Annotated in this window: 12 protein-coding genes; 10 read left to right on the top strand and 2 right to left on the bottom strand. The window is 71.4% G+C overall.

The genetic code is table 11. From position 1 onward, the window contains the following. Window positions 1-72: 72 nt before the first annotated feature. Window positions 73-1,128 (top strand): aldo/keto reductase, encoded by a 1,056-nt coding sequence (locus AC07F0_RS17660; protein ID WP_478979820.1) that lies wholly within the window; start codon window positions 73-75, stop codon window positions 1,126-1,128. Window positions 1,129-1,183: 55 nt separating this feature from the next. Here the strand turns inward: AC07F0_RS17660 and AC07F0_RS17655 are convergent, their stop codons facing one another. Continuing rightward, window positions 1,184-1,498 (bottom strand): hypothetical protein, encoded by a 315-nt coding sequence (locus tag AC07F0_RS17655; RefSeq protein WP_436731530.1) that lies wholly within the window; start codon window positions 1,496-1,498, stop codon window positions 1,184-1,186. Window positions 1,499-1,698: 200 nt separating this feature from the next. Here AC07F0_RS17655 and AC07F0_RS17650 point away from each other — a divergent pair, with 200 nt between their 5' ends. The 7 genes from AC07F0_RS17650 (at window position 1,699) to AC07F0_RS17620 (ending at window position 9,193) form a co-directional block, all read left to right on the top strand. Then, window positions 1,699-2,058 (top strand): arsenate reductase family protein, encoded by a 360-nt coding sequence (locus AC07F0_RS17650; protein WP_478979818.1) that lies wholly within the window; start codon window positions 1,699-1,701, stop codon window positions 2,056-2,058. Window positions 2,059-2,185: 127 nt separating this feature from the next. After that, the gene (locus AC07F0_RS17645; protein WP_478979816.1) at window positions 2,186-2,836 is read left to right on the top strand and encodes an RlpA-like double-psi beta-barrel domain-containing protein; all 651 of its coding nucleotides are present in this window, start codon (window positions 2,186-2,188) and stop codon (window positions 2,834-2,836) included. 361 nt (window positions 2,837-3,197) lie between these two features. Further along, window positions 3,198-4,229, top strand: a complete 1,032-nt coding sequence (glnII, locus tag AC07F0_RS17640; protein ID WP_436731533.1) for a glutamine synthetase — start codon at window positions 3,198-3,200, stop codon at window positions 4,227-4,229. 84 nt (window positions 4,230-4,313) lie between these two features. Continuing rightward, window positions 4,314-5,249, top strand: a complete 936-nt coding sequence (locus tag AC07F0_RS17635) for a DUF6891 domain-containing protein (protein ID WP_478979814.1) — start codon at window positions 4,314-4,316, stop codon at window positions 5,247-5,249. Window positions 5,250-5,601: 352 nt separating this feature from the next. Further along, entirely contained in the window at window positions 5,602-6,243 is a 642-nt protein-coding gene (locus tag AC07F0_RS17630) for a winged helix-turn-helix domain-containing protein (RefSeq protein WP_478979812.1), read from the top strand. A gap of 74 nt (window positions 6,244-6,317) precedes the next feature. Beyond that, entirely contained in the window at window positions 6,318-7,319 is a 1,002-nt protein-coding gene (locus AC07F0_RS17625) for an NAD-dependent epimerase/dehydratase family protein (RefSeq protein WP_478979811.1), read from the top strand. Between the two features lie 314 nt (window positions 7,320-7,633). Beyond that, the gene (locus AC07F0_RS17620; RefSeq protein ID WP_478979809.1) at window positions 7,634-9,193 is read left to right on the top strand and encodes a DUF1996 domain-containing protein; all 1,560 of its coding nucleotides are present in this window, start codon (window positions 7,634-7,636) and stop codon (window positions 9,191-9,193) included. Between the two features lie 79 nt (window positions 9,194-9,272). Here the strand turns inward: AC07F0_RS17620 and AC07F0_RS17615 are convergent, their stop codons facing one another. Further along, a complete protein-coding gene (locus AC07F0_RS17615) occupies window positions 9,273-9,722 on the bottom strand; it encodes a hypothetical protein (protein ID WP_436726644.1) in 450 nt (149 codons plus the stop codon). A 146-nt stretch (window positions 9,723-9,868) separates the two neighbouring features. On the opposite strand from AC07F0_RS17615, the gene AC07F0_RS17610 reads away from it, so the two are divergent. Continuing rightward, complete coding sequence (locus AC07F0_RS17610; RefSeq protein ID WP_478979807.1) at window positions 9,869-10,396, top strand: tetratricopeptide repeat protein; 528 nt, start codon at window positions 9,869-9,871, stop codon at window positions 10,394-10,396. Window positions 10,397-10,443: 47 nt separating this feature from the next. After that, window positions 10,444-12,366: a hypothetical protein gene (locus AC07F0_RS17605; protein ID WP_478979805.1), complete on the top strand. Its 1,923-nt coding sequence runs from the start codon at window positions 10,444-10,446 to the stop codon at window positions 12,364-12,366. Window positions 12,367-12,454: the final 88 nt, after the last annotated feature.

The following is a 12,454-nucleotide window of genomic DNA, read 5'->3' as shown; positions in this document are numbered from 1 at the left end:
CTGTTACCTTAGCCTTCATTAATGGAACTCCAGGACCGTTAACAGGCAGGTCACTCCCGAAAGGGGACTGAGATGGAATACAGGCGACTGGGCGCGTCCGGGCTCATGGTTCCGGCGTTGAGTTTCGGAGCCGGCACCTTCGGCGGCCGCGGCCCGCTCTTCGGCGCGTGGGGCACCACCGACGCGCGGGAGGCACGCCGCCTGGTGGACATCTGCCTGGAGGCGGGGATCACGATGTTCGACACCGCCGACGTCTACTCCGCCGGCGCGTCCGAGGAGGTGCTCGGGGAGGCGATCAAGGGCCGCCGGGACCAGGTGATCGTCTCCACCAAGACGAGCCTGCCGATGGGCGACGGACCGGGGGACGCGGGCTCCTCGCGCTCCCGGCTGATCCGCGCCTGCGAGGACGCCCTGCGTTGGCTGCGCACGGACCACCTCGACCTCTTCCAGCTCCACGCCTTCGACGCCGGGACACCGGTGCAGGAGGTGCTGGAGACACTCGACTCGCTGGTGCGGGCGGGCAAGGTGCGTTACACCGGCGTCTCCAACTTCTCGGGCTGGCAGGTGATGAAGTCCCTCGCGGCAGCGGAGCGGCACGGCCACCCGCGCTATGTGGCCCACCAGGTGTACTACTCCCTCGTCGGCCGCGACTACGAGTGGGACCTGATGCCGCTCGCCCTCGACCAGGGCCTCGGCGCCATCGTCTGGAGCCCGCTCGGCTGGGGCCGCCTCACCGGCAGGATCCGTCGTGGCACACCGCTCCCGCCCGGCAGCCGGCTGCACCGCACGGCCGACTACGGCCCGCCCGTCACGGACGAGCACCTCTACAGCGTGATCGACGCGCTGGACGAGATCGCGAAGGAGACGGGCAAGGCGGTGCCGCAGATCGCCCTCAACTGGCTGCTGCAGCGGCCGACGGTGTCCTCCGTCCTCATCGGCGCGCGTGACGAACGGCAGTTGCGCCAGAACCTCGGCGCCGTCGGCTGGAACCTCTCCCCCGAGCAGGTGGCGAAGCTCGACGAGGCGAGCCACCGCCCGGCGCCGTACCCCCACTTCCCCTACGAGCGGCAGGAGGGCTTCGCCCGCCTGAACCCGCCGGTGTTCGCGGCGCCGGACCGGGCGGCATGACGAAGCGCCGGGCACCTCGCGGAAGAGGGCACCCGGCGCCCGGGATCGGGTCAGCTCATCGTGAGTAGCGCATGAACGCCCTCACCATGTGGCACGTCGTGTCCGACGGCGGGTGGACGCCGATCAGTTCCGCCGTGTCGCGGATCGTCTCGTTGCGGGCCTGGTTCGGCATGTGGACGCCGGAGTCGAGCAGGGCGATGGCGAGGCGCATCGCCTTGAGGCGACGGTTGTGGGCGACGTACCACTCGCGCGGCCGGCCCGGCGGCAGCGGCCGCTTCTCCACGGGCACGTACGGCAGGTCGAGCAGGACGGGGCGCTTCGCGGTGGACTGGGTGGGCAGCGGCTTCGGCTTGAGTGCGGCAGCGGGCACAGGCATCCTCCTGTCGCGGTGAGGGCGGCACTCCGGGGTCCTCGGCGATCCCGGCGCCACCCTCGAACACTGCTTCTATTCTACTGCCCACCACTGACAAAAGGCCCTGGCCACAAGGGCTTTCGGGGGTGTGGTGACAGGGGTGGAGAACGAGGTTCGGGCCCCCGTTCACCGGCGTCACGAGGGCGTACCGTAGCCCCATGGAGATCTGGATCAACCCGGCCTGTTCGAAGTGCCGCAGTGCCGTGAAGCTGCTCGACGCGGAGGGCGCCGACTACACCGTCCGCCGCTACCTGGAGGACGTTCCGAGCGAGGACGAGATCCGGGCCGTGCTGGACCGGCTCGGACTGGAGCCCTGGGACATCACCCGCACCCAGGAGGACGCCGCCAGGGAACTCGGCGTCAAGGAATGGGCCCGGGACGCGAGTTCGCGGGAGCGGTGGATCAAGGCCCTCGCCGAGCACCCCAAGCTGATCCAGCGGCCGATCATCACCGCGGACGACGGCACGGCGGTGGTCGCGCGCACCGACGAGGCCGTACGGGACGCCCTCTCCCGTTAGATCCCCCTGAACATCTCCTTCTTGTGTGACCGACGTTACTTCAGTGACTCCTGTAACCGCTGAGTAACCTCGTTCGGCATCTCGTACATAGCGGCGTACGCTCCCCCTACCTCTTCAGGAGGCGCGCATGTCGCGTAGGAGAACGCTCGGCACGAAGAAGAAGATCGCGCTGCTGGTGAGCGCGGCGACCGTGGCGGGAGGCGGGGCCTTCGTCATGGCGAGCACGTCGAACGCCACGCCGCCGGCTCCCAAGTCGGCGGCGGCGTCGACAGCCTGTGTGGGACTCGCCACCGCCCTCGGCAACAACGAGAAGTTCATCGCCGACCAGCGGGCCAACCCCGACGCCCAGTCGGAGGCCCGGATCGCCAACCGTCAGGCGGTCGTCGAGGAGATCAAGCGGAAGCAGGAGGCCTCGGGGTGCACGGTTGGGGAGTCGGCTCAGGACTCCCAGGCCGCACAGCCCTCGCAGCCCGCTGCGTCCGCCCCGTCGGCCCCCGCGGAGAACCCCGGCGGTGACGCCGCGGCCTCCGGGCAGCAGGTGTGCAACGGCTCCACCGTCACGCTCTCCGGAGAGGGCGGTGCGCCCGCCGCGTCCAGCAACCAGTTCCCGGCCGGCACGAAGCTGAAGGTCACCAACCTGGACAACGACAAGTCCACGACGGTGCAGGTCACTTCGGTCTCGGGCAGCTGTGTGCTGCTCAACAACGCGGCTTTCGAACAGGTCCGTGAGCCCGGCAAGTTCCTCATCCGCCGGGCCGTGATCGAGAAGGTGGGGTGACGCCGGACGAGCGAGGACGAGTGAGTCACTGAGGCGGGCGGCCCGCCCCTCGGCCGGCTCCTCGTACGTGTCAGCGGTCCTGCCGCTCCCGGCCAGGAGCGGCAGGACCGGCGCGCCGTGGGACACACGGCGCCGGTCACCGGCTTGACGGAGGGAAGCCGGTGACCGGCTCGTGCCCCGCGAGCAAACGCCCTCACAGCGTGAGGTGCGGCACAGCGGCACCAGGTAACACGGGGTTCACATTCGAGCAATGGCCGGGAAATCGCCTGTTGACAGGCTGCCGGGCATTGAGCGGCGCCCCAGTGCCGCAGCGCCGCAAGCACCCGCGATACGCGCCCAGACACACCCAAGGATGTGGCCCGTGACCTTCAAGGCTGAGTACATCTGGATCGACGGCACCGAGCCGACGGCCAAGCTGCGTTCCAAGACCAAGATCATCGCGGGCTCCCCCGCCGGTCTCGACGCGCTGCCGATCTGGGGCTTCGACGGGTCCTCCACCAACCAGGCCGAGGGCCACGCCTCGGACTGTGTCCTCAAGCCGGTCTTCACCTGCCCGGACCCGATCCGCGGCGGCGACGACGTCCTGGTGCTGTGCGAGGTCCTGAACATCGACTTCACCCCGCACGCCAGCAACACGCGTGCCGCGCTGGCCGAGGTCGAGGAGAAGTTCGCGGCGCAGGAGCCGATCTTCGGCATCGAGCAGGAGTACACCTTCTTCAAGGACGGCTACCCGCTCGGCTTCCCCAAGGGCGGCTTCCCGGCCCCGCAGGGCGGCTACTACTGCGGTGTCGGCGCTGACGAGATCTTCGGCCGTGACGTCGTCGAGGCGCACCTGGACAACTGCCTGAAGGCGGGCCTGGGCATCTCCGGCATCAACGCCGAGGTCATGCCCGGCCAGTGGGAGTTCCAGGTCGGCCCGCTGGCCCCGCTGGAGGTCTCCGACCAGCTGTGGGTGGCCCGCTGGCTGCTGTACCGCACCGCCGAGGACTTCGACGTCGCCGCGACGCTGGACCCGAAGCCGGTGAAGGGCGACTGGAACGGCGCCGGCGCGCACACCAACTTCTCCACCAAGGCGATGCGCGAGTCCTACGACGCGATCATCACCGCGGCCGAGTCCCTCGGTGAGGGCTCCAAGCCGCTCGACCACGTCAAGAACTACGGCGCCGGCATCGACGACCGCCTGACGGGTCTGCACGAGACCGCCCCGTGGAACGAGTACTCCTACGGCGTCTCCAACCGTGGTGCCTCGGTCCGTATCCCGTGGCAGGTCGAGAAGGACGGCAAGGGCTACATCGAGGACCGCCGCCCGAACGCCAACGTCGACCCGTACGTGGTGACCCGGCTGCTCGTCGACACCTGCTGCTCGGCGCTGGAGAAGGCCGGCCAGGTCTGATCCGCCCGCACGGCTCCTGAGGGGCGCTCACCGTTCGCGGTGGGCGCCCCTCGCGTTGTCAGTGGGGCGTGTCATCGTGGGGGCATGGAGATCGACGGGGGACTCCCGGTCAAGGTCATGACGGAGAGCGGGCAGACGTACGCGCGGGTCTCGGCGCGGCGGTTGCGGGAGCTGGTGGAGCGAATCGGCGGCGAGGACGACCACTTCCTCGTCGTGCAGCGGATACCGGACCGGCCGAGGGTGTTCATCCAGACGGCGCGCGACGCGGGCGGGGCGTACGAGCTGCAGCACCGCACGGGCTCCGTCCCGTACATGTGGGTGACCGAGGTGACCGACCCGGACCTGGTCGCGGACGCGATGGTGCGCTGGGCACTGCAGGAGGACGGCTGGGACGCCGAAGTCACCTGGGAGCGCGAGGAGTTCGGGCTGCCCGAGGAGGCTCCCGCCCTCGCGCCCGAGGTGGCCGCGCGGGCCGAGGAGTACGTCCGCGACATGCTCCGGGACGGGTGTCTGGGCATCGAGGCGGTGATCCGCGAGACGGTGTACCTGATGGACGACGGCGAGGAAACCGCTCCCGTCTCCCAGGAGCAGGCCCGCGAGCTGGTCGAGAGGCTGTGGCTGGAGCGGCTGGCGGAGCAGGAGAAGTGGGCCGGGCCGACGGATCCGGACCGGCTGGAGCGGGCTTTCGCGGCCCTGGAGGACGACGGCATCGTCGCCCGGGAGAACTTCACCTGCTGCCGCGGCTGCGGCATGTCGGAGATCGGCGCGGAGGCGGACGGCAAGCCGGGGGTGCGCGGGTTCGTCTTCTTCCACCAGCAGGGCACGCGCGGGGCGGCGCAGGGGCACGGCCTGTCGCTCTACTACGGCGGGTTCGACGGCTCGGAGGAGACCACGAAGGCCGTCGGACACCGGGTCGTGGCGGCGCTGACCGCGGCCGGGCTGTCCGCGCAGTGGGACGGCGACCCGGGCAAGGCGATCGAGGTCGCGGCCTTGGAATGGCGCAAGCGCCTGGTGGGATGAGACACCGGGCGGGCCGTTCGCCCGCCCGGTCGACCGTCCGCTCTCCCGGCCGGTGTCCACGCTGTGAGAGGAGGGTCCCGGCCCCCGGCACCGGTCTGCTTCAATGGCCCCATGGCCAGCTACCAGAGGCACACCGCGACGGGTCGCCATGACCTCGAGCCCTTCTGGCCGTCCCGTCAGCACCACGACTTCGACCGGGTGTGTTGCCGCGCGACGAACGCGCCGGCCCTCTAAAGCCGTACACACCCCGGCCTTCGGCCGGCGCGAACCGCGTACGTCCTCGGCGAGCCCGACCACGAACCCGCGGCCGTCGACCTCCGACGAACTCCTCGCGCGAAAGAGCTGACCTCTCATGGCGACCACTCGTTCCCTGTCCACCGCCGCCCCCTTCAACGCCCCGTCGGCCACCGGGCCCCGGCACCGGCTGCGCGCCGTCGACCGGGAGGAGGTGGTGACGGTCGCGGATCTGCTGCCCCCGGGCGCCACCTGGCTGCCGGCGCCGCAGCACACCCTGCCCACGCTCCCCGGACAGCCGCCGATGATCGGCTATCTGGTGCTCGTCCCGGCCGACCAGCAGCCGCCGTTCCCGGTGGCGGTCCCGGACCGGCCGGAGGCCACCCGCCCAGAAGACCCCACGACCCCCGCGGGCCCCACACCCGCCGCGGGCCCCACACCCGCCGCGGGCTCCGCGCCGGGCGGCGAACCGCCGATCCGCGTCGACACCGTGCAGCGCACCGCCGAGGTGGCCGGGCGCCCGCTCGACCTCACCTATCTGGAGTTCGAGCTGCTGGCCCACCTGGTGGCGCACCCGGGCCGGGTGCACACCCGGGACCAGCTGGTCGGCACGGTGTGGGGCTACGGACATGTGGGCGACGGCCGTACGGTCGACGTCCACATCGCCCGTCTGCGCCGCAAGCTGGGTGCCGAACACCGCGACACGATCCGCACGGTGCGCCGGGTCGGCTACAAGTACGTGCCCCCCGTGGGCGGCTGAGCCCGGGTGCCCGCCCGTCTGCTGACGGCAGACAGGCGTTCCGTACCGCCGCCCCGGCGGGCAGAGTCGACGGCATGAGACTTCTGATGCTGGGTGGCACGGAGTTCGTGGGCCGGGCCGTCGTGGAGGCGGCCCTGGGCCGGGGCTGGGAGGTGACCGTCTTCCACCGGGGACGGCACGAGGCGCCGCCGGGTGTGCGCTCGCTGCTCGGCGACCGCACCGCGCCCGGCGGTCTGGCCGCACTCGCCGAGGACCCGGGCGAGTGGGACGTCGTCGTCGACACCTGGTCGGCGGCGCCCCGCGCGGTGCGGGACGCGGCGCGGCTGCTGCGGGGCCGCGCCCGCCGCTATGTGTACGTGTCGAGCTGCTCGGTGTACGCATGGCCCCGGGCCGCCGAGCACGGCGAGGACGCGCCGCTGGTGGAGGACGCCTCCGCCGACGCCGAGCAGACCGCGTACGCACAGGACAAGCGCGGTGGTGAACTGGCCGTGCTGGACGCCTTCGGCGAGGAGCGGTCGGTGCTCGTACGGGCCGGGCTGATCCTCGGCCCGTACGAGAACATCGGCCGGCTGCCCTGGTGGCTGGCCCGCACGGCGCGCGGCGGCCCGATGCTGGCGCCCGGCCCGCGCGACCTGCCTCTCCAGTACGTGGACGTCCGTGACCTGGCCGAGTGGGTCCTGCACGCGGCGGAGCGGGAGCTGAGCGGGCCGTACAACCTGGTCAGTCCGCCGGGGCACACCACGATGGGCGAGCTGCTGGACACCTGCGTGACGGTCACCGGCGGCACGGCCGAACTCCGGTGGACCGAACCGGAGGTGATCCTGAAGGCGGGCATCCAGCCGTGGACCGAGCTGCCGGTGTGGGTGCCGCCGGGCAGTGACCTGCACGACGCCCTGCACAGCAGGGACGTCTCACGGGCGGTCGCGGCGGGGCTGAGCTGCCGGCCCGTCGAGGAGACCGTGGCCGACACCTGGCGGTGGCTCCAGGACCTCGGCGGGGTGGCGCCCCAGCGTCCGGACCGGCCGCACTCGGGCCTCGACCCGGAGGTGGAGGCGAAGGTGCTCGGGGCGGGCTGAGGCGTGGGAGGTGTACGAAGCACCACCCCTGGGGCGGGTGTTCCGGCCGTCTCGGACGACGACAACCGGCGCGTGCCGGCGGTTCTCGCCTATCTCGACCACGGCCGGTGATATCGGACCGGCTCGTTCACCCACCGTCGGGGATCAACAACTCCCGGTGCGGAAGGGGCTGTTGAGAACACAGCTCCCTCACGAATCTCGCATCAATTTCCGAGACATCTGAACACCCCTGGGACGGCCTCCGTATGGAAGGGAGCCGCTTCACTCCTGTCGGGCGCCTCGATGCCCCCGAAAAAGGAAGTCAGAGGAGTTCCATGGGACGCAACACAAGAAAACGCCGGACGCCGATGGCCACCAAGGCCATAGCCGCATCGGCGGCCCTAGCGCTCGGTGGGGGCGGGCTGATCTGGGCGAACTTCTATGCCTCGGCGCATGAGGAGAACTCGGCGAACCAGACGAAGTCCGCGGGCGCACAGATCGCCACGATCCAGTGCCCGGACGTCGGACAGAAGCTGACCGACGTGCCGGACGGCGCCCGCCAGGGGGTGGACAAGGAGCTGGCGAACCTCGACAAGCAGATCAGCGAGGCCTACAGCCGGCTCGCCTCCACGCGCCAGGCCCAGGCCGGTGACTCGGGCTTCGTCGACAACGCCATCCTCGGCCCGCTGAAGTCGAAGCGGGTCGCGGCCATCGACCGGATCGGCATCAACATCCGGCGGGTGGGCGGCCAGGCGCCGGGCAACCTGGAGCAGCTGGCCGAGTGCAAGGGCATGGTCGCCGACGCGAACACCAACGACGGCAACGCCGGGGACGGTCAGAACAACGACGGCCAGAACCAGGACGGCCAGGACCAGAACCAGGACGGCGGTCAGGACCAGGGCGGCGGTCAGGACCAGGGCGGCGACAACGGCCAGGACCAGGGTCAGGGCGGCAACGGCGGTCAGGCCGGCAACGGCCCGGTGGCCGACGACTTCATCAACATCGAGGACGTCCAGCCCAACTCCCGCAACCTGCCGAACGGTCTCGCCGCGAACGGCGACGGTGGTTCCACGGGCTCGTTCACCACGAACTGCGGCACCAACGAGAACGAGAACCGCAACTCGGACAACGTGATCGTGGCGCCCGGCGTCTCCAACGGCGCGCAGCACCAGCACGACTACGTCGGCAACCAGAGCAACAACGCCTTCGCGAGCGACGAGGACCTGGCGAACGCCCAGACGTCCTGCCAGAACCAGGGCGACAAGTCGTCGTACTTCTGGCCGGTCCTGCGCATCCAGGACGGTTCGGACGACATCGACGCGGGTCAGCCCGGCGGTGGCCAGGACGGCAACGTCGGCAAGATCGTCGAGCCGGCCGAGGCCCAGCTGAAGTTCGTCGGCAACCGCACCAGCGACGTCGTCGCGATGCCGAAGGCCCTGCGCATCATCACCGGTGACGCCAAGTCCTTCACCAACGGCCTGAACAACGCAAACACCTCCTGGAGCTGCACCGGCTTCGAGGACCGCCAGGTGACGGACAAGTACCCGCTCTGCCCCGAGGGCAGCAGTGTGGTCCGGACGTCCAACTTCCAGAGCTGCTGGGACGGCCAGAACATCGACAGCGCCAACCACCGCACCCACGTGGACTTCGTGGAGGCGGACGGCAGCTGTTCGAACGGCTTCAAGGCGATCCCCCAGCTCCAGGTCCGTCTGGTCTACGACGTACCGGCGCCGCAGATCGAGAACGGGCAGGTCCAGAACCCGTTCGCGGTGGACTCCTTCCCGGAGCAGCTGCACAAGGCGATCACCGACCACAACGACTTCATCAACTTCTTCGACGAGAACGTGATGAACGAGATGGTCCAGTGCATCAACAACGGCGAGGACTGCCAGTAGTCCTCATCCGGTAGAGAGCAGCAGAAAGCCGGCGGTGGGAATTCCCACCGCCGGCTTTCGCTTGGCCCGGCCCGCGCGATCAACCGTGATGGCTGCTGCCGCCGTCGTGACCGCCCTTGTTGTGGCTGCCCCCGGGGTTCATGTGCTCGGAACCCTCCTCCATGGTCCCGCCGAGGGTGCCCTGGAGCGACGTGACCGTCTTCTCCTGGCCGACGGCGACCCACTTACGGCCGACGAGGTAGTAGCCGCCGTAGTCCTTGGCGTTGTTCAGCCATTCGCGCTGGCCGCGGTCGGTGGCGAAGGTCGCGAGGACGTACTTCTCCTTGCCCTTCTTGCAGAGGGCCTGGCGGATCTCGTCGGCGTCGGTCTGCATGTTCGGCTTGCACTTGGCCTCTGCCGCGATGTGCTCCAGGCTGCCGGTCACCGCCTCCGGCACGGCCGCCTCGTCCTTGCCGCCGGATCCGCAGCCGGCCAGCGCCAGTATCGCCACCGCGCCGCTCAGCGCGAGCATCGGTCGGGTCACCCTCATCTGTTCCTCCGGTCCTTGTCACGGCACGGTCCGGACGCATGCCGCACAGAGCCCCGGCAAGAGGCTCTCGCCTTCGATACGGCTGTGGCGGGCGCAGCGCTCAAATTCGGGTGTCGGCACAGGCACGTCCGTGCGAGTGTGTCCCCGTGAACCAGGACTGGGAAGATCGCGTGGCCGCCTTGTGGGACCGGTTCGACGGCTACGCCGAAACCGAGGGGGACGAGGCCCGCTTCCGCGCCGACGTCGACGCCCTCGTCGCCGAGCTGCCGGAGGGCAGCCCGCTCCGGCCGTTCGAGCGGGCCTGTGCCTGGGACTCCACGGGCCACTCGGACCAGGCCGTTCCGCTCTACCGGGAGGCGCTCGGCCTCGGCCTCGCCGGCGTCAGCCCCTACAGGGCCCGCCGCACGAAGATCCAGCTGGCCAGTTCACTGCGGAACATCGGGCAGGCGGCGGAGGGCGTCAAGCTGCTCGAAGCCGAACTGGACGCCCCGTCCGACGAGCTGGACGACCCCGTCCGCGCGACGCTCGCGCTGTGCCTGTCCAGCCTGGGCCGCGACCGCGAGGCGTTGTCGCTGGCCCTCGGCGCCCTGGCCCCGCACCTGCCGCGCTACCAGCGGTCGATGGCGAACTACGCCCGGCTTCTCGTGGCGCCCGGGGAGCAGCCGGGGGCGTGACCCCCGTGGTCAGGTGACCATCCCCCGATTCGCTCGTTCTGCTGAACGTGCAGCCACAGGATGTCGCCCAGCGCCCCGCGCTCCCCTCCCCCGCCGGCCCGGTCGTCGATGTCGAGCAGGCCGAGGCCGCGCTCGTCGAGCACTATCCGCGGCTCGTGCGGCTCGCCTATCTGGTGCTGGCTCCGGGCCTGGGCCGCAGCAGGCGCGTCCTCACCGCACACGCCCTCACCCAGCGCGCACTCCCCCGCACCCGCACACCGGCCCCGGTGATCCCGGCCCAGTCGACCGGCCGGGACGGTGATCCGGGCTACGCCCTGGTCCGTCTGCAGGTGCTGCGTACGGCGCTGGAGGCAGGGCTGCCGCTGAAGCGCAGGGGCTTGCCCAAGCGGTCCCAGCTGCCGCCGGTGCTGCCGCAGGTGTGGGGCCTGAAGCTGTTCCCGCGCTCCGGAGGCGCCGACGAACTCGCCCTGGACCAGCGGCTGTCCACCCTGTCCGGGCCGGCCCGGGCCGCCTACGCGCTGCGCGGTCTGGAGCGGCTGACGGACGACGGCGTACGCAAGGTGCTCACGGCCGCGGGCGTCGCCGACGCGGACGGTGCGCTGCTGGAGGCCGCCGGCGTCCCGGCGCAGTACGGGCTGCTCGACTCCCCCGAGTTCGACCCCTGCTCGCTCCAGGCCCGCCCCACCGACCTGATGCGGCGCCGCCAGCATCTGAAGGCCGCGCTGGCCGCCGGTGCGGCCCTGCTGGTGTGCGGGGCGCTGCTGGGTCTGCCCGGTGAGGGCTGGGGGCCCGACGGCGCCGCCGCACCGCCGTACGCGCGCAATCCGGCCGCCCAGGCCGCCCTGGACCCCGCGAAGCTGACCCGGGTCTCCCCCACCGCGTGGCGCGGCTTGGCACGCACCGACTTCTCGGCGTGGCCGGCCCGCGGCGACCTCACCGGCGACTCGGCCCTGCTGCGCCGCGCCCTGGCCGTCTGGGCGCGCCCCGGCGAGACGGTCCGGGTCTCCGCGACGCCCGGCACGCCGTCCGGCGGCCCGGCCGGACCGCCCCAGCTGCTGTACGCGGGGACGGTCGACGCGGCGCGCGTGGTGATCCTCTACGACGGTCTGCGCATCGCCCGGTACGCCGAGCCGAAGGAGGGCACGCGGGGCGCCGCCCTCGACTTCGCGCGGGTCGACGGCGCGGGCCGGGCCGAGGCGGGCGCGGTGGTCCTCGGCCGGGCCGACGGCAACGTCCGCTATCTGACCGCCCCCTGGGTGAAGAAGGCGGGCGAGCGGGACCTGATGAGGCCGGGCTCCGGCGCGATGGACCTGGCCCTCACCGACGGTGTGACCGCGCCGCTGGCCAGCCCGGTCCTGCGGTCCGGCGCGTGTACGTCGTGGAACGTGCTGCAACTGACCGACGGTACGGAGACGCGGCTGATGACCGACCTCGGCGAACTGGTCCCGGCCCGGCTGACGGCCGGACGGCCCGGGTCTCCGGGCGAGGTGTCCGGAGCCGAGGCGCTGCGCACCTGGGAGCCGTTCGCCTGCTCTCTGGGGACGGTGCGCTCCGCGGGCGTGCGGAGTGTCAACGCCTGGCCGTTCAACGAGCAGCCGCTGCCGGACGCGAGCGGTTCGGCCGCGTGGGTGTGCACCCGGGCAGAGACCTGGCGGGGCGGCGGGGCGCGGGTGCTGGCCCAGTTCCACACGCCGGGCGGGAGGTACGGGGCGGTGGCGGCGAAGGCCGAGAACGCTCTCGCGTGCGGGGCACGCGAGCCGCACGTGCTGGCCGGAGTGCTGTGGAAGTCGAAGGCGGGCGACTGGTATCTGCTGGCCGCCGGCAGCCGGGCGACCGCGTCGGTCCGGGCGACGGGCGGGGTCGCCGGGTCGTCGCAGACCAGTCTGCTGACCGTGCCGGCCGAGCAGGGGGCGCGGGCCGAGCTGAAGGGCACCCTGCGGGACGGGCGCCCGATCGGCGGGCTGCACTGACCGACGGCCCGGGCACCCGCCCGGGGCACCCGCGTGAACATCCGTGATCGATCCGATCCGTTCAAGGCTGGAATCGATCGGTAAGGTG

The sequence above is a fragment of the Streptomyces sp. NPDC045955 genome (genome assembly GCF_056430805.1).
The sequence above is the reverse complement of the archived record's forward strand: the minus strand, read 5'-3'. Positions and strand labels throughout refer to the sequence as shown.

Bases quoted from the DNA above. Each gene is read 5' to 3' on its own strand.
- AC07F0_RS17660 (WP_478979820.1), top strand. From the start codon at position 73: ATGGAATACAGGCGACTGGGCGCGTCCGGGCTCATGGTTCCGGCGTTG.
- AC07F0_RS17650 (WP_478979818.1), top strand. From the start codon at position 1,699: ATGGAGATCTGGATCAACCCGGCCTGTTCGAAGTGCCGCAGTGCCGTG.
- AC07F0_RS17645 (WP_478979816.1), top strand. From the start codon at position 2,186: ATGTCGCGTAGGAGAACGCTCGGCACGAAGAAGAAGATCGCGCTGCTG.
- AC07F0_RS17635 (WP_478979814.1), top strand. From the start codon at position 4,314: ATGGAGATCGACGGGGGACTCCCGGTCAAGGTCATGACGGAGAGCGGG.
- AC07F0_RS17630 (WP_478979812.1), top strand. From the start codon at position 5,602: ATGGCGACCACTCGTTCCCTGTCCACCGCCGCCCCCTTCAACGCCCCG.
- AC07F0_RS17625 (WP_478979811.1), top strand. From the start codon at position 6,318: ATGAGACTTCTGATGCTGGGTGGCACGGAGTTCGTGGGCCGGGCCGTC.
- AC07F0_RS17620 (WP_478979809.1), top strand. From the start codon at position 7,634: ATGGGACGCAACACAAGAAAACGCCGGACGCCGATGGCCACCAAGGCC.
- AC07F0_RS17615 (WP_436726644.1), bottom strand. From the start codon at position 9,722: ATGAGGGTGACCCGACCGATGCTCGCGCTGAGCGGCGCGGTGGCGATA.